General features: G+C 64.5%; 14 protein-coding genes. 8 read left to right on the top strand and 6 right to left on the bottom strand.

The window, feature by feature from the left end:
* Window positions 1-40: 40 nt before the first annotated feature.
* The gene (locus ACOOFO_RS03040) at window positions 41-883 is read right to left on the bottom strand and encodes a mechanosensitive ion channel family protein (RefSeq protein ID WP_420428189.1); all 843 of its coding nucleotides are present in this window, start codon (window positions 881-883) and stop codon (window positions 41-43) included.
* Window positions 884-1023: 140 nt separating this feature from the next.
* Here ACOOFO_RS03040 and ACOOFO_RS03035 point away from each other — a divergent pair, with 140 nt between their 5' ends.
* From ACOOFO_RS03035 to ACOOFO_RS03025, 3 genes are all read left to right on the top strand, one after another.
* Window positions 1024-2568, top strand: a complete 1545-nt coding sequence (locus tag ACOOFO_RS03035) for an FAD-dependent oxidoreductase (RefSeq protein ID WP_420428188.1) — start codon at window positions 1024-1026, stop codon at window positions 2566-2568.
* Between the two features lie 229 nt (window positions 2569-2797).
* The gene (locus ACOOFO_RS03030; RefSeq protein ID WP_420428187.1) at window positions 2798-5041 is read left to right on the top strand and encodes a hypothetical protein; all 2244 of its coding nucleotides are present in this window, start codon (window positions 2798-2800) and stop codon (window positions 5039-5041) included.
* A gap of 56 nt (window positions 5042-5097) precedes the next feature.
* Window positions 5098-6948: a DUF1302 domain-containing protein gene (locus ACOOFO_RS03025; protein ID WP_420428186.1), complete on the top strand. Its 1851-nt coding sequence runs from the start codon at window positions 5098-5100 to the stop codon at window positions 6946-6948.
* A 54-nt stretch (window positions 6949-7002) separates the two neighbouring features.
* On the opposite strand, the gene ACOOFO_RS03020 is transcribed toward ACOOFO_RS03025, so the two are convergent.
* Genes ACOOFO_RS03020 through ACOOFO_RS03010 form a run of 3 tightly spaced genes read right to left on the bottom strand, consistent with a single transcriptional unit; the run spans window position 7003 to window position 9330 of the window.
* Window positions 7003-7689, bottom strand: coding sequence for a SanA/YdcF family protein (locus ACOOFO_RS03020; protein ID WP_420428185.1), 687 nt, complete (start codon window positions 7687-7689; stop codon window positions 7003-7005).
* Between the two features lie 3 nt (window positions 7690-7692).
* On the bottom strand, window positions 7693-8100 hold the full coding sequence (locus ACOOFO_RS03015) for an MAPEG family protein (RefSeq protein ID WP_420428184.1): 408 nt from the start codon (window positions 8098-8100) through the stop codon (window positions 7693-7695).
* A gap of 51 nt (window positions 8101-8151) precedes the next feature.
* On the bottom strand, window positions 8152-9330 hold the full coding sequence (locus tag ACOOFO_RS03010) for a vWA domain-containing protein (protein ID WP_420428183.1): 1179 nt from the start codon (window positions 9328-9330) through the stop codon (window positions 8152-8154).
* 9 nt (window positions 9331-9339) lie between these two features.
* Between ACOOFO_RS03010 and ACOOFO_RS03005 the strand changes: the two genes are divergently transcribed.
* Window positions 9340-9990: a DNA-3-methyladenine glycosylase family protein gene (locus ACOOFO_RS03005; protein ID WP_420428182.1), complete on the top strand. Its 651-nt coding sequence runs from the start codon at window positions 9340-9342 to the stop codon at window positions 9988-9990.
* Window positions 9991-10058: 68 nt separating this feature from the next.
* Window positions 10059-11237 (top strand): DUF3047 domain-containing protein, encoded by a 1179-nt coding sequence (locus ACOOFO_RS03000; protein ID WP_420428181.1) that lies wholly within the window; start codon window positions 10059-10061, stop codon window positions 11235-11237.
* Window positions 11238-11390: 153 nt separating this feature from the next.
* Here the strand turns inward: ACOOFO_RS03000 and ACOOFO_RS02995 are convergent, their stop codons facing one another.
* Window positions 11391-12512, bottom strand: coding sequence for a hypothetical protein (locus ACOOFO_RS02995; protein ID WP_420428180.1), 1122 nt, complete (start codon window positions 12510-12512; stop codon window positions 11391-11393).
* Window positions 12513-12814: 302 nt separating this feature from the next.
* Between ACOOFO_RS02995 and ACOOFO_RS02990 the strand changes: the two genes are divergently transcribed.
* The 3 genes from ACOOFO_RS02990 to ACOOFO_RS02980 all read left to right on the top strand — a co-directional run bounded on the left by ACOOFO_RS02990 (window position 12815) and on the right by ACOOFO_RS02980 (window position 16849).
* Window positions 12815-13927, top strand: coding sequence for a ferredoxin reductase (locus ACOOFO_RS02990; protein ID WP_420428179.1), 1113 nt, complete (start codon window positions 12815-12817; stop codon window positions 13925-13927).
* Between the two features lie 44 nt (window positions 13928-13971).
* Window positions 13972-15096: a fatty acid desaturase family protein gene (locus ACOOFO_RS02985; RefSeq protein WP_420428178.1), complete on the top strand. Its 1125-nt coding sequence runs from the start codon at window positions 13972-13974 to the stop codon at window positions 15094-15096.
* 139 nt (window positions 15097-15235) lie between these two features.
* Window positions 15236-16849, top strand: a complete 1614-nt coding sequence (locus ACOOFO_RS02980; RefSeq protein WP_420428177.1) for an alkaline phosphatase PhoX — start codon at window positions 15236-15238, stop codon at window positions 16847-16849.
* On the opposite strand, the gene ACOOFO_RS02975 is transcribed toward ACOOFO_RS02980, so the two are convergent.
* Window positions 16846-17253, bottom strand: coding sequence for a VOC family protein (locus ACOOFO_RS02975; RefSeq protein ID WP_420428176.1), 408 nt, complete (start codon window positions 17251-17253; stop codon window positions 16846-16848). The two genes, ACOOFO_RS02980 and ACOOFO_RS02975, sit on opposite strands and share 4 nt — an antisense overlap.
* Window positions 17254-17269 lie beyond the last annotated feature (16 nt).

Genomic DNA, 17269 nt, shown 5'->3' with positions numbered 1-17269 from the left:
GCACAGGCCCGGCCGCTTCATCCGGCTCGACGCCAGAGATCTATGCGTTGGCTGCCGGCGCCATATCCCGAACGTGGAGATCCATCTGCGGGAAGGGAATTTCAATGCCCTCGTCGTCCAGGGCAAGCTTGATGCGCTCGATGAGATCGCAGCGGGTTGCCCACCACTCCGAGGTATTGCAGTAGCCGCGCACCGCGAGATCCACCGCGTTGTCGCCGAGGTTGGTCACCAGCACTGAAGGCGCCGGTTCGGCTAGCAGCCGGGACTCCTCCTGCATGATGCCCATCAGGATGTCCTTGGCGCGCCGCAGATCCGCGGAATAGGCAATGTTGACCAGCAGATCCACGCGCCGTGTGGGCTTGGCACTGTAATTGGTGATGACGTTCGACCAGACCTGCGCATTCGGGATGGTCAATTCCTGATTGTCCGTGGATGCCAGCCGAGTCGCCACGATGGTGATCTCCTCTACGGTACCCATCTTGCCCGCCACCTCCACGAAGTGTCCCTTCTGGAAGGGGCGGAAGAGGATCAGCATCACGCCGGCGGCAAAGCTGGAGAGCTGCCCCTGCAGCGCAAGGCCCACGGCCAGAGCAGCACCGCCCAGCACCGCAGCGGCCGAGGTGGTGTCTACGCCGATGCGGCCGAGGGCGGAAATGACAACCACCGCCACACCCAATGCGAAGGCGATGTTGCCAATGAAGTTGCTCAGGGTTTCATCCACATTGCGGCGGCGCAGCGCCTTCTTCATCAGATCAACGATCCGTGCCACGACCCATTTGCCGATGAAGAAGATCAGCAGGGCGGCGATCACGTTGATCAGCAGGGGCAGTGCCGCATCCGCGAGTGCTACAGGGTCTGTGAGCTTTTCGAGACTGAGTGCCATGGCGCTTCCTTTTGATTGCCTGTGTGTGCCTTACGGCTGGGTTGGAATGCGTGCAGTGTAGTGGCTTTCGCGCGCGCCCCACCCCCGACGCCGCTGTAGCACGGTGTCACTGCCGTGATGGGGAAGGCACACTAACTCGCATGACAGACCACGCCTTCCCCCTGCGGCGCAAGGTAGACGACCTGCGCGGCGACACCCCTTTTGACGTGCTCATCATCGGCGGCGGCATCTATGGCGCTTGGGCCGCGCTGGATGCCGCACGCCGCGGCTTGCGGACCGCATTGATCGATGCCGAGGACTGGGCCTCGGGGACATCCTCGGCCTCCTCCAAGCTCATCCACGGCGGCTTGCGCTATCTGGAGAACTTCGAGTTCGGCCTGGTACGCCACGCCCTCACCGAGCGACGGGTACTGGCGCGCTTGGCCCCTCATATGGTGCGACCGGTGAACTTCGTGCTCCCGGTCTGGCAGGGTGCAAGGGTAGGCATGACCCGCCTGCGCGCCGGGCTCATGCTCTACGACACGCTGGCCTGGGGTCGCCAGCCGGTGCAGCGTCACAAGCGCTACAACCGTGAGCGCCTGTTGCATCGCTACCCCTTCCTGGCGGAGGCCGGCCTCCGCGGTGGCTTCCGCTACGGCGACTGCCAGGAGGACGATGCGCGCTTGACCATGCTGGTTGTTGCAGCAGCGCAGGCCGCAGGCGCGATCTGCGCCAACCACGTCCGCGCCGAGTCGCTGATCGAAGACAACGGCACAGTCGTCGGGGCAGAACTCAGCGACCAGATCGACCGCCAGCGCTGGTCAGTCCGCGCCCGACATACCGTGGCCACCGTCGGCCCCTGGCTGAAGGAGCTGGCTGGTGAGACGGCACCGGCCGTGCAGTTCGTGAAGGGCACCCATCTGGTGGTACCGGGCATCCCGCAGTGCCATGCGGCCTTTCTGTTAAATGCTCCTCAGGACGGACGCGTCTTCTTCGTCATCCCCTATTACAACCGGACCCTGGTCGGCACGACGGAGGTCAGCGTCGAGCGGCCGGCGGACGCCACGCCGAGCGACGAGGAAGCGCGCTACCTGCTGGCCGCCGCCCACGCCTGGATGCCGGGTCTGTCGTGGAGCGAGTCAGATGTCATCCAGCGCTTCGCCGGCATTCGCACGCTCCAGGCCCAGGACGCGAACAGCCTGTCGAGCGTCACGCGCGAATTCGAGATTCGCCAGCCCAGGCCGGGGCTCACCACCCCCATCGGCGGCAAGTACACCACTGCGCGCCTGGACGCTGCCGAAGTCATCGACCGCGTGGCGCACAGCCTTGGCTGCAAAGCCCCCTCCTCGACCGACCAGACGCCCCTTCCCGGAGCGCCCACGGCCGACAACCTGCTCGGCGCGTGGATCGAGGACGCGCAACGTCAGTTGATGGCGGCAGGTCTCGACGAAGAGTGCGCGCTGCAAGCCGCGCTCCGTCACGGCAAACGCTTCGAGCGTCTGCGCGAGCGGCTCCGCGAGGACACCACCCTTGCACAGCGCATTGATAGTGAATGCCCCTTTGCGCTCGTGGAGGCCGCCGTCGCCATTGATGAGGAAATGGCCATGACTCCGGATGACGTGCTGCGTCGCCGGCTTCCTCTCGATCTTGTCGGACGAGACCGCGCCGCCGCACGCGCGGCCATCGAGGGTCTCTTTCCACGCTGATCAGGCCCTCGCCTTACCTGCGTCGATTATTGGTCGATCAACGGTAGTCACAAGGGGGACATTTGGGCGTACGATCAACGCGTTGGCATAACAACGTTTTGTGCGTCGTGTCGATCACCTGAAATTGACGCGGTCGGTCTACAGCCAACGTCCGACCCAGACCCGCGCGCAAGACGAGAGTGCAGCATTCCGGATGCTGCACCGTGCGAGACGACGCAAGGAGGCTGGTATGCGCGCACAGCGCTTGGTGCCGATGGCATTGGCCGTCATGGCCCTTACTCTGGGGGGTTGCAGTCGGGTCGAGGAGAGCGAGGACGGCGGCATCCCGAAGGGGAATCTGGTGTCACTGTTCGAACCGACCACTGGGACGGTTCCATTTCCCTTTGACGGCTTGTTTGCCGGGTTTACCGACCCCACGGTCAATATTCCGAGCAACTCGCCACCCGCCTTGGCAGGCAATGAGATCGATGGCTGGTCCACGACCGGCAGCATCTTTACCGATTTCATCGGCTTCCTCGATTTCTCCACCACCGCCGAAGGCCTGCTCTTCGTGGCGTTGCCGGAAGGCGCCGCGCCACGCGTATTGGTGGAAGGCGAGGATTACCGCGTAGTCGACTACCCGGCGACAAGCCCCATTCCCGGCACGAATCCGCCCGTGGTACTGCCGATCAACAGCTATCGCACGCGCCTTCTGATAGAACCGTTGAAACCACTTGCTCCGGCCACGCAGCATGTCGTCGTCGCGACGGACGCATTGCGCGACGTCAATGGCGTAGCAGCGGTACCTTCAACGGAGTTCCGTATCGTCCGCAAACAGACCCCGGTCTCGGCGCAGGACACGCCCGAAGTCCAGGTACTCTCGGCCGCGCAGATTGCGACGCTGGAAAGCCTGCAGCAGCAGATCATCGGGCCGACGCTTGACGGCGTTACGGCAGTCACAGGCCTGAGCCGCGACGACATCGTGGTGGCATGGCCTTTCACCACGCAGTCCATCGGCGAGAGCCTGGAGCGCTTGGCCTCGCAAGCGGACGCACGTGCGGCAGCAGACGCGAGCACACCGCTCACGATTACCGCCGCACCAAGCGGGTTAACCCTGGCCGACATCGGAGCGCCGGATCTGGCGCAGATCTTCGTCGGCGCCGTAGATGTGCCGTATTACCTGCAAGCGCCGGGCAACGGCAACCCCGACAGCGTCGTGAACTCGGGCGTCTGGCAGGCAGACCCGACCGCACCTAATCTGGGAACGGCGGAAAACCCGACCACATTCCTGGGGCAGGTGCCCTGTGGGGCCTTTGCGGCCGGGGCAATGGGGTTCGAGCCCAGCACGAGCACGACACGCTGCTTCCCGCAGCCTGTTGAGCAATCCGTGGAAAGGCTGCCCATGCTGATCACGGTACCGAGCCAGGCACCGCGACCCGACGCAGGGTGGCCGGTAGTAATCTTCCAGCATGGCATCACCTCCGACCGCACCGCGATGCTGGCGTTGGCCCCCCGACTGTCCGCAGCTGGCTTCGTCACCGTTGCAATCGACCTCCCTCTGCACGGGATTCCGCCGGCCGACTGCAGCACCAGCGAGAATGCGCTGTGCCCAGCACGACAGCAGCTTCGTGGCGCGAACGCATTGTTCGGAGCACGTGAGCGCACCTTCGACGTCGACCAAGTTCCTCCCGAGGGCGTCGACGCCTCAGGTGCGAACTACATCAACCTGGCGAGCCTGCTGACCGCGCGCGACAACAACCGGCAAGCGGTCGCGGACCTGCTTCACCTGCGCGCCACACTGCCACGCCTGAATCTGGACCAGAGCCCCGGCGGCGACATTGATGGGAACCGGGTCTACTTCGTTGGCCATTCGCTTGGCGGCATTGTCGGCGCCACCTTTGTCGCGTTGGACGACAATGTGCGCGCTGCCACCCTGGCCAATCCCGGTGGAGGCATCGGCAAGCTGCTGGACGGGTCACGCTCAATCGGTCCGCAGATCAGTGGCGGACTCGCCGCTGCAGCCGGCGTCGAGGAAGGCACCGACAATTACGAATCCTTCCTGCGCTTCGCGCAGCAAGTTGTCGACACAACAGATCCGATCAACTTTGGCAGCGCATTGTCCGACCGCCGTGTGCACTTCATCGAAGTGGTCAATGACCTCGTCGTCCCCAACACCGTGCCCAGGAACCCCGCGCCTGGTGAAGAAGGACACGATCCCACGCTCGACCGCGTCGTCGTCGCGGGCCCGCTATCGGGCAGTACACCGTTGATCGAGAGCATCGGCCTCGACATCGTCACAGTCGACAACGTCGACGGCGACCCGATCATCCGCACCGGAGCGGAAGCGTCGGCCGCAGTGCGATTCACGGAAGGTGACCACAGCGTCGTTCTGACCCCGGCGAGCAGCCCCATCAATCAGGAGATGCAGAACGAGATCGTGAACTTCCTGGCCAGTGACGGCCAATGCCTGCCTATCCGCGGGAGCTGCCAATGAGCGTGCAAGAACCCATTCGCACCGCCACGCACGCCCACCGGCTCAAGGAGCACGACATGACTCACGTATCTACCCCTACTGCGCGGTTGTCCGCCCTGACGCTCGGTGTGGCGCTCGCAGCGGCTGCCGTGACCAATAGCGCGCACGCATGGAGCACCGAGGTAGGCGACGTCACCATGCGCCTGCAGAACCGGATGTCGGTTGGTATCGCCATTCGCACCGAAGATCCGGATCCCGATCTGCTGGCGATCGCCAACGGAGGAAGGGCCTTTTCCACCAACTACGACGACGCCAACAAGAATTTCGACGAGGCCTGGGAACCCTTCAGCGCGCCGGTGAAGCTGCTGTCCGACTTCACCGCACAGTGGGGGGAATACACACTGTTCGCCCGCGGCAATTTCGGCTTCGACGGCGTCCTGCATCGGCGCGGCAACTTCGACCCGGACGACTACGGCCCAGGCCGTGAAGCCAGCCTGGCCGAGCTGGAAGACAAGAACGACGCAGTGGCCACGGAAGTCGGCCGCTATGCGGAAGTGCTCGACCTGCACCTCTCCGCATCGCACGAGGTCTTCGGGCGCTACATCTCCTGGAAGCTGGGTCGCCAGATCATCAACTGGGGCGAGTCCACCTTCATCCAGAACGGGCTCAATGCCATCGTTGCGGCCAACGCCAATCGTGCCGGGGTACCGGGTGCCGAGCTGGAAGAAGTCTTCATCCCCTCCAACAACCTCTGGGTGGCGATGGACGTCAGTTCCAACATCACCGCCGAGGGCTGGTATCAGCTGGAATGGGAGCGCACCGAACCCTTCGTGTCCGGCACCTTCTTCTCGACCAATGACTTCGTCGCCCGAGGGGGTACCCGCGCCAATCTGGGCTTCGGTCGCGTGACCGAGAACAGCCCGGCCGGAACCCCCTGCGAAGAACCCACCACGCAGCCCAACTGCGTGGCTTTCGGTTCCAGCATCCCGAGTGCGGCTGACAGCCATCCGGATGACCACGGCCAGTTCGGTGGGGCACTGCGTATCTTCGTGCCCGCATTGGCAGGCGCGGATATCGGCATCTACGGCACGCAGTACCACAGCCGGCTGCCGCTGATCTCCGGCATCTCGCGTACCGACGGTACCGCGTCCTCGCAGACGGCCGCCTTCCGCGTGGAATATCCGGAGGACATCCAGATGTACGGCTCCTCCATCTCCATGCAGGGGCCCTTCGGCACCTCACTGCAGGCGGAATACAGCTACAAGATGGACCAGCCGCTGCAGCTCGACGACGTCGAATTGCTGCTCGCCGGCCTGGGCGCGCCCAACCAGATCGTGGACAACGTGCCCCTGCCGACCTCGCTCGGGAATCAGTACATCCGAGGCTGGCGCCGGCACGACGTGCAGCAGGGCATTCTGGCAATGACCAAGCTGTTCTCCCCGAACACGATTCCGGGGGCGGAATCCACCGTTGGCCTGTTGGAAGTCGGCTACACACGGGTGAATGGATTGCCCGACACGGACGAGCTGCGCTACGAGGCACCCGGCACACCGCTGCCCGGCGACGCCCGTGGCGCCATCGTGGGCAACCTCACGGATGCCAACGGTCGGCCGATCGTCGAGACGGGGCAGTTCGCCACCACCAGCTCCTGGGGCTACCGCATGGTGCTGGCAGCGACCTACAACAATGTCCTCAACCAGTACAACGTCACGACCACCCTGCGCTACGACCACGACGTCAACGGCATGACACCGCAGCCGCTGGGCAACTTCGTGGAAGGCCGCCAGCGTCTGGCAGCGGGCGTGACCTTCGACTATCTCGCGCGCTGGGAGTGGAACCTGGGCTACACCGCCTTCTTCGGTGGCGGCAGCCAGAACCTCATCTCCGATCGCGACTTCATCCAGACCTCTGTGGGATACGCCTTCTAGCGCTGCACTCCGTGAGGACTTGAAGCTGGGGTCGCGACATCGCCCCAGCTTTTTTTATGGACGATCGAGGCGCGCCAGCAGGTCTTCCTCCCCGCGCCCCTCCGGAGGCAGGCGCTCGGGTTCACCGACGAAACGCGGTTCCGTACGCAGCACAAAGAGATCGAGGATCGCCTTGACGCGGGCGAAGATCTCGCGCCAGGGGTGGCGGTACTGCGTGCCCGGCGCGATGTAGGCCACGGCCGGCACCTCCATCTTGCGCGCCAGAAACACGGCTCGATAGGTGTGGTACTTCTGCGTGACGAGCGTGTAACGCTCAAGGCCGAAGACCCGGTGCGCGCGCGCCACCGTATCGAAGGTGCGAAAGCCGGCGAAATCCATGGTCAGCGCATCCTGGGGGACACCGCGCTTCACCAGCTCCTGCCACATGCGCCGTGGCTCGTTGTAGGTGGCATCCGGATTGGCACCCGAGACGATGATGTGTCGAATCTTTCCGGCCTCGTAGAGCTTTGCGGCAGCTTCGATGCGGCCAAAGAAATCGTCGCTTCGCCCGCCGCCGCGCGTGTAGGGACTGGTGCCGAGCACAATACCCACACGATTCTCCGGCAGCAGACCGACGTTGTCATAGATGTACGAGTCGGTGCTGTTGATCACCCAGCGATTGCCCAGCAGCACGGTGAGGGCAAACAGGAAGAAGGCAATCGGAATCCAGCGGCGAAGCAGTCGTTTGGCGCGCAGTGTCACGGTTTAGATGAGTCGGAACAGCATGACCAGGAAGAGCACCAACTGGGCAGCGAAGAATCCGGCGCGAACCAGCACCAGCCAGTGATTCACACCGATGAGGTGCACCACCGACTGCGCCATGCGGGCGTAGAGCACCCAGGGCGCCAGCGGGTCGATGGCCGCGCCTTGGCCGGAGGCCACACCGGCGAGCACCAATGCCGCGAAGACCGGCAGATTCTCCAGCGTGTTGAGGTGCGCGTGGGCGGCGCGTTCCACCAGGCTCGGTTCGGATTCCTGCTGGCGGCCGCGCGTCCAGGAGTGTGCCGCCTTGCCTTGGGCCAGCACGGCGAAGACGCGATAGCCGACGGGAATGCAGACCAGCAGCAGGGCCCAGGCAGCGAACAGTGCAACCGCGGTGAGTGAAGGTGTCATCTCCGGTGTCTCCTTGGTTTGTATAGGCGATGCGTTGCAGCGCCACGCATCTTACTTGCTCAAACGACGCATGGCGGCGTCGAGGCCTTCCAAGGTCATCGGAAACATGCGGTCCGCGCCGATCAGCTGGCGCGTGATCTGTACCGAGTGGGAGTATTCCCACTGCGATTCCGGCTCGGGATTCAGCCAGATCAGGCGCTCGTAGACGTCCATCAGACGCTGCATCCAGACCGCCCCGGCTTCCTCGTTCCAGTGCTCCACGCTGCCGCCGGGGTGTGTGATCTCGTAGGGTGCCATCATGGCGTCTCCCACGAAGATCACTTTGTAGTCGGGCGGGAAGCGGTGCAGCACGTCGAAGGTCGAAAGACGTTCGTTATGGCGCCGCCGATTGTCCTTCCACACCGATTCATACAGGAAGTTGTGGAAATAGAAGTATTCGAGGTGCTTGAACTCGCTGCGCGCCGCGGAGAAGAGTTCTTCACAGACCCGCACGTGCGGGTCCATTGAGCCCCCGACGTCGAGAAAAAGCAGCACCTTCACGGCGTTATGCCGCTCCGGCACCATCTTGAGGTCCAGATAGCCGGCGTTGCGCGCCGTGCTGCGAATGGTGTCGTCGATATCGAGCTGGTCTGCGGCACCCTCGCGCGCAAAGCGGCGCAGACGGCGCAGTGCGACCTTGATATTGCGGGTACCCAGTTCGAGCTGGTCATCGAGATTCGCAAATTCGCGCTTTTCCCAGACCTTCGCCGCCTTCTTCTGGCCGCCCTCGCCGCCGATGCGGACGCCTTCCGGGTTGTAGCCACCGTGCCCGAAGGGCGAGGTACCGCCGGTCCCGATCCACTTGTTGCCACCCTCGTGGCGTTCGGTCTGTTCTTCCAGACGCTGCTTCAGGGTTTCGAGCAGCTTGTCCAGTCCACCCAGGGACTGAGCCTTTGCCATGTCCTCGGCAGTAAAGTGCTTCTCGGCCATCTTGCGCAGCCATTCCTCGGGAATGTTCCCGAACAGCTCCTCGCCGGCGGCTTGAACGCCTTCGAAATAGGCGGCAAAGGCGCGGTCGAAGCGGTCGAACTGGGATTCATCCTTGACCAGCGCGGCGCGCGAAAGATGGTAGAAATCGTCGACGTTGAATACGACGAGCCGCCGGGACATCGCCTCCAGCAGCATCAGAAACTCGGAGAGCGATGGCTTGAGTCCGGCGTCACGCATTGCGAAGAAGAAGCCAAAGAGCATGACGCATCCATGAGACAGAGCAGCGAGAGTGTATCGGCTCAGAACGACCGACCGCACGCACGCGCCGAACAGGCGCTGGCCGCCGCCGATGACACTATGGCCGGGCTGGTCGCGCGCTTCGGCCCCTGCACCCTCGGGCTGCGCCAGCGAGAGCCCTTTCCGACCCTGTGCAGCGCCATCATCGGGCAGCAGATCTCCGCGCGCGCCGCTGCCACGGTGGAGGCGCGGTTGGTGGACGCACTCGGCGGTGCGCTGGCGCCGGACCGCATCCGGGCCGCTCCGGACGCGGTGTTGCGCGCTGCCGGTCTCAGCGCCGCCAAGGCGCGCTACCTGCGCGCGCTTACTGAAGCCTCCGACGAGATCACCCGATCACATCTCGCACCGCTGGAGGACCGCGAGGTGGTGGCGACACTGACTCGCATTCACGGCGTGGGCCCGTGGACAGCGGAGATGTTCCTGATCTTCGTGCTGCATCGTCCCGATGTCTTTTCGATGGGAGATATCGGTTTGCGCAACGCGGTCAACCGACTCTATGCCGACGGCGAGAAGCTGGATGCCAAGGCGACACGCCGGATCACCGACCGCTGGAGCCCCTGGCGCTCGATCGGATCGTGGTACCTATGGCGGCTCACCGACGGTGAAGTCGGGACCTGGCAGTAGCCACTCCGGTTTGGCGTCGGTGGCAATGGACCGATAGCCTGAGCATCCCTTCTCGCAGCGTGCCCACCATGCCCCTTCGTAACGCCCCGTCCGCGACCAAGGCCAAGATCATCAACATCGCCCAGCGCCTGCGCGGCCGGGTTCCCCCCTTGGCGGAACATGCCCCTGCCACGGAGGCCGTGGACGCGCGCCTGCGCGCCGCACTCGGAGAACGCCAGGCCACCAATGATTCGACCGTGCTCTGGGTGCCCGCCAAGGGGCTGCGTTGGCAGACGACCGCGCTGGAGCTTCGCCGCGGAGATACGGTCACACTGATTGCTGACGGCGCCGTCCATATGTTGCGCGCGCTGCGCGTCAGCCTGGGGCCGCACGCCTGCTGCTGGTACCGCATTGGCGACGGCACCATCCAACGCGCGCCGGCGGCGGCGCACACCTTTACCGCTGACACGGACGGGCCACTCCGCCTGGCGGCTGCGCCACCAGGGGCCTTCGCCGATCGTGCCGGCCACATTGAGCCCTCACCGCTCAACCGCTTCACCACGGGCGGTTTGACGGTGGCAGCCATCCGTTGGCGCGAAGACCCCGAGCAGCAACTGCGTGCGGCCTGCGAGAGCGACCCGGCCCTCTTTGAGGCGGCACGACAGCGGCTGCAATCCCCCGCGCGCACACCGGACGGCTGGCACTACCTCTGGCGGCTGGGCGACGGCGAGTTGTACGCATCCCGCTCCCACGACGACGGGGCATGCGAGATCTGCTGCCACACGCGGGGCGACGTGGGGATTCTGCAGTATCCCGTTGATCAACCGCTTTCGCCTTCAACCCGCCTGCAGTGGTCGTGGCGCGCTGACCAGTTGCCTTCGCAGGTGGACGAGCACATCGACCTGACCCACGACTATCTTTCGATTGCGGTGGAATTCGACAACGGCCTCGATCTGACCTACATGTGGAGCGCGAGTCTGCCGCACGACACGGTCTTTCAATGCCCACTGCCCTGGTGGAAGGAGCGCGAGACACACTGGGTGATCCGCCGCGCGGGCGACGACCCCCTGCAGAGGTGGCTCGACGAATCACGCAACCTGGTGGACGACTACGAGGTCGCCATCGGTGGCCCGCGCCCGGAACGCGTCGTCGGCATCTGGCTGATTGCCAACTCGCTGTTCCAACGCGGTGAAGGCGCCTGCACCTACCGGGCCATCAGGCTCACCGAGGGAGACCGGACCGTCGTGGACGCGACCAGGCCCGGCTGAGCGTGGCGCATGCAGCTCCACGCGTGACCATCCTGGCGCCAAAAGACCGAAGCCAGCGTTCGGCAGCGCGCGTGATGACCGTCGCAGTAACCACCGCACTCAACGCAAAAGGCCCGGCATAAGCCGGGCCTTGCTGCAATGCCGCGTTCGCGCTCAGACCGGACAGAGCGCTTCCAGCTCCTCCGGCGTGAAGGTCTGTGACCCCGTCGGGGTATCGATCGTCACCGTGCCGTCGTCGTTGTAGGTCGCGGTCACCGTACCCTCCGTACTGTTGACCACGATCTGACCGGCGTGCGCCAGCCCGGTGTCGAGGTCGACAATGACCGGCGTCGGCGTACTGACGGTGCCGCTTCCTTCGCCGCAGTCGCCGGCGGTGACAAAGGGCCCTTCGGAAATCAGGCTCGCCTGGTCGCCCATGAAGTCCACGAAGGTGCGATAGGGCGTCGACGCATTCCCGAGCGTGCTGCGCACGGCAGGCAGGGCGGGGTCGGCCGTGTTCACGATATCCACCGTCTCACGGTAGAAGAACTCTGCCGTATCCGGCTCCTGGCCATCGAGAACGAACTCGAAATCGACCGTGCCGAGCTGCCCGATACGCACACGATCGGCTTCCGGCGCCACCACTTCGATGAAGAAGGGGGCATCCCCTTCACCCGACGTATTGGTGCCCGAAAAGCGTTCCGGCGGCGTGCCCCCCGTCGGCGGCGAATCGAAGGTGGTCTGGCTGACCAGCACCCCATCGAAGATCGCATCGCCGAGACGACAGTCGCTGTAGTCGAAACGTGTCGTGATCGTCGTGAAGTCACTGCTGAAGTCGGAATCACCGCTGGCGGACCCGGATTCGCAGGGCACCATGAAGGCCTGCTTCGTCGTCAGCGAGGCGGTCGTCGGCTCGTTGCTGCCGGCATCCTGCGCAGTGGCATTGGCATCCGCGAGACTCACCCCGAGCTTGGCGAGGGAAGTAATGACAGCAGCCGACTGGCGCTGGGGTGTATCGAGGGCGCCATCGCTGCCCCCATTGCCGCTGGCACCGTCGTCGGTGCCGCCGTCGCTATCGCTCCCGCTGTCATCGCCGGCCCCTCCATTACCGGCGCCGCCGCCATTGCCATCGTCGGGGGCAGAGCCACCGTTACCGCCGTTACCGCCGTTACCGCCATCGTCGGTCTGGTCCGGATCGGCAAACACATTGTCCCCACTGGCAAGCCGGTCCTGCACGCCATCGCAGGCCGCCAATCCGAACACTGCCACCAACAACACCAAGCGCCACTTCGCCATCGCTTCCCCCGATCATCATTAAAGAGACTGCAATCTTTCCTTCTCGATGCGCCTGGCGCAACGCGGGCTCCGTCACGTAAACACGGGACTGGGGCGGCTTGTTCGACAAGATCAACCGTACACAAAGGACACCGCATCACCTCCTTGTTTCGCAATGATCCCGTGTGAATCCGGGATCGATAGGAAATTTTTTCGTTCATATACATATGCTTGATAATATATTGTGAACATATGTTGACAGGGAACACTTGTTCACATTAACGTGCACATATGTTCACACCAGGGTTCCTGCGATGACCCCGATGCATTCACTTCCAAACACGATTCAGGCCCGCATCCAGCAGGCCTTGCGCTCCACGCTCGTGGAGCGTCTGACCACACCCCACGGCATCGACCGCTATCTCGAGGCATTCAACCCGAGCTGGTCCGTGTTCGAGACGCGGGCGCGCGTCACTGCAGTCCGTCGTCAGACCGAAGACACCGTAACCCTGAGCCTTCAGCCGAATGCTCAGTGGCAGGGCTTCCGCGCGGGTCAGTACGTGCGGCTCACCGCGCGCATCGACGGCAAGCGCTATACGCGCTGCTTTTCTCCAGCCAATTCGGTCCACGCCGCCGACGGTCGCATTGAGCTGACAGCGAAGATCAATCCCGACGGTGTACTGACGCGCCATCTGCGCGATCATGCCGCGCCCGGGATGGTGGTCACACTGTCCGAAGCCGACGGCAGCTTCGCGCTGCCGGAGCAGCGTCCGGAACGCGTCCTGCTGATCAGCGGCGGCAGCGGCATCACGCCGGTGATGTCAATGCTGCGCACCCTGTGCGACGAGGGCTATGCCGGCCGCATCACCTTCCTGCACTACGCCAACAGCGCGTCGGCACAGCTTTATGCCGACGAGCTTGGCGCCATTGCCGAGCGGCACGCCAACGTCGAATTGCTGCGCGCCTACGCCGACGGTGAAGGCGGCGAGCTCTCGGGCCTGTTCAGCCAGCAGCAGTTGGCCGAGGCCGTTCCGGACTACGCGGCGGCCGAAACCTTCCTGTGCGGCCCACCGGGTCTGATGGATCGGGTCGAAGCGGCCTGGAAGTCGGACGGCATTGCGGATCGCCTGCACATGGAGCGCTTCACGGCGGCCCCCATCGTGCTGCCGGAGGGCGAAGACGCCGAGGGCGAGGTGCGCTTTCTCAAAAGCGAGCGCCTGGCGCCCAACGACGGCGACACCCTGCTCAATCAGGCGGAAGCCGCGGGTCTGCGCCCGGACTCAGGCTGCCGCATGGGCATCTGCCATGCCTGCACCTGCACGAAGACCGCCGGCCGGGTCCGCGACCTGCGCAACGGCGCCATCAGCGATGCCGGTGAAGAGGAAATCCAGCTGTGCGTCAGCGTGCCGGTCGGCACGGTCGCACTGGACCTCTAACCGCCGCTGGCGCTCACCCCATTCCCTATCAAGAGGTTTTTCCCATGAGCAACTACAGCAAGCTGACGAAACAGGATTTCGAAGCGATCGGCGCCGAACTCGACGCCATCCGCGAACGCGTACTGGCCGACCTCGGCGAACGCGACGCCAACTACATTCACGGCCTGATCAAGCGGCAACGCCAGCTCGAAACCGCCGGCCGCGTGATGATGATGCTGCCGCCGACCTGGCTCGGTGGCATCGCCGCGCTGGCGAGTTCAAAGATCCTCGACAACATGGAGATCGGCCACAACGTCATGCACGGTCAGTACGACTGGATGGGCGACCCGGCCGTGCACTCCAAGCACTTTGACTGGGATACGGCAAACAGCGCCGAACAGTGGAAGCGCACGCACAACTACGAGCATCACACCTTTACCAACGTGCTCGGGCAGGACCACGACGTCGGTTATGGTCTGCTCCGGATGTCGGAAGACCAGCCTTGGGAGCCACGCTTCCTGTTCAACATCCCGCTGGCTGTGATCCTGCACACCTTCTTCCAGCACTTCGTGGCCATTCAGAACCTCAAGCTTGAGGATTTCCTGGTGTACAAGACGAAGTCGCGCGCCGAGCTGGCCGAAGAGTTCAAGCCGATGTGGAAGAAGATGCGCAAGCAGCTCGCCAAGGATTACGCCGTGTTCCCGGCGCTGGCGGGGCCGCTGGCACCGCTGGTCTTTGTCGGCAACGTGGCCTCCAATCTGGCGCGCAACGTCTGGGCCTGCGCCGTCATCTTCAACGGCCACTTTCCGGAACAGGTCGAACAGTTCGACGAAGCCGTGCTGGACAACGAAACGCGCGGCCACTGGTACGTTCGCCAGCTGCTCGGCTCGGCCAACTTCGAAGGCGGCAAGCTGATGCACGTCATGAGCGGCAACCTGAGTTTCCAGATCGAGCACCATCTGTTCCCGGATCTGCCCGCCCACCGCTACCAGGAAATCGCACCGGAAGTGCGTGCCATCTGCGAGAAGCACGGACTGCCTTACAACACCGGGCCGTTCTGGAAGCAGACGCTGTCCACCTGGAAGCGCATCGCCCGCCTGTCGCTGCCGAGCTTCGGCAAGCGCAAGTCGGCGGACAGCGATTCCCCGTCCAGCCCCATCCAGGCAGAAGCCCCGGCCCTGGCCGCCTGAATCGCAGCAGGCAATGTGGCCTTCCACGCCCGGTGGCTCCGCCACCGGGCGTTTTTTGTGGGCATACGCAAGCGGCTTTCATGGCGCCGTCATCGCCACGCCGTAGGCTGAACAATCGCTCCTGCCAGCTCGATCCTTCATGGCTGACGCCCGCTCCCCCACCGCCGCCGTTGATCTCTCCCGCCGCTCGCTATTGCGCAGCCTCTTCCTCGGTGCTGCCGCCGCACATACCAGCGCCTGGCTGCCGCAGCGCGCGCATGCCAACCCCCAGGCCACTGAACTGCAGTTGCCCGCCGGGGCGCTCGCCCACATCGGGCCCCTGGAGAAGAAGACCCTGACCGCAGGTACGCTGCCCGGCATTGATGAAGAACTGTTCGCCCCCGCTGGCTTCGACGTTCGTGTGGTGGCACGCCACGGCCTCAACCCACTGACCGGCCAAGCCGCCGGTGACGGAGGCTACAACTGGCACCGCGACCCCGATGGCGGCGCGGTCTTCCCCGCCAAGGAGGATGGTGGCTGGGTCTACGTGTCGAACTCGGAGGAGACGCCGGGCGGTGTGGGCGCGCTGCGTTTTGATGCAAGCGGCAACCTCATCGAGGCCTACCCCATTCTGGAAGGCACCGAGAACAACTGCGCCGGTGGCGCCACGCCGTGGGGCACCTGGCTCTCCTGCGAGGAGACGGGCGGCGGCGAAGTCTATGAGTGCGATCCCTTCGGCGCTCCAGAAACCGCCGTGCGCAAGGGCAGCCTTGGCGCCTTTCCGCACGAAGCCGCCGCCATCGACCCGCGCCACCACGCCTGCTATATGACGGAAGACGGTGGCAGCAACCGCTTCTGGCGCTTTGTTTCCGATGACGATGATCTGTCCGAAACGGCGGACGGCGTCATTCGCATGGGGCTGGAACGCGGCCGCCTCCAGGTGATGAATATCGCGGGTTTCGAGGACGGCGGCGAACCCAGCGAGACCGAGTTGCGCCTGCCGCGTCGAGTGATGTGGACCGATGTACCCACCTTGCCGGCACCGCGCATTGACCGTCCCCGCATTCCCACCGTGACCCGCCGTGGCACTTTCTTCGCGGCTGCCGAGGGCATCTGGTACTACGAGATTCCCGAGGCCCTGCGGACAATACCGGCACAGGGAACCGTGCCTACACGCGGCGTGATGTTCTTTGCCACCAAGCGCGACAACCGCGTGCACGCCTACGACATCGAGAACGAGCTGATCGAGCTGATCTACGATAACGAGAACATGCAGCTCGAAACCGGCTTCGACGACGTCGACAACGTCGTGGTCAGCCCGGCCGGCGATGTCCTGGTGGCCGAGGACGGGCAGCTCATGCGTCTAGTCGTCATCGTGCCGAACGGTGCTGCCAAGGTGCTCATGCAGATCCGCAAAGGTGGCTCCGAAATCACCGGGCCCGCTTTCACGCCGGACGGCTCGCGGCTGTACTTCAGCAGCCAGCGCGGGCCGAGCGGCGCCGACGGCAGCGATAACGGCGGTACGACCTACGAGATGCTGATTCCGCCCTCCTTCCGGCAGACCGGCAGTATCGACCCGGAACCTGCTCCCGCGCCAGCGCCTTCACCCGAGCCGGCGCCCGCGGACGACAGCGCCAGCACGGGCGACGGTGGCGGCAGCTTCGCCGTCGGTACCGCCGCGGTGGGTCTGGCCACGGCAGCGGCAGCGCGGCTTGCGCGCAGGCACCATGCGGGAGCGGACGCCCCTGACGACGAAGAGCGCAGCAACGACTAGCTTTGCGCCGGCGCGCTGACCATCCACGGAACGCCAAAGCGATCGCGCACGATCCCGAAGGCGGGCGACCAGAAGGTAGCCTGCAGCGCCATCTGGACGGTCCCGCCTTCGGCCAGGGCGTCGAAGGTAGAGCGCGCGGCCGCTGGATCGGCGGTCGGCAGTGAGAGTGCGAATCCAGCAAAGCCCTTGGCGCCGTCCTCCATGCTGTCCGAGGCCATGATGGAGCCACCGGCGACATGAAAGTGCGCATGCATGATCTTGTCAGCTTGTTCCGGTGGAAAGGCATCCGCCTCCGGACTCTCGCGGAAGCGCATGAGCATGGAGATCTCGGCATTCAGCACCTTGCGATAAAAGTGCAGGGCCTCCTCGCAGCAGCCGTCGAAAAAGAGGTACGGGTCAATCATGCCGATGCTCCGGGTT

It is taken from the genome of Algiphilus sp., from assembly GCF_965216485.1.
In the GTDB taxonomy this organism is placed as follows: domain Bacteria; phylum Pseudomonadota; class Gammaproteobacteria; order Nevskiales; family Nevskiaceae; genus Algiphilus.
This window is presented reverse-complemented; position numbering and strand designations above follow the sequence as displayed.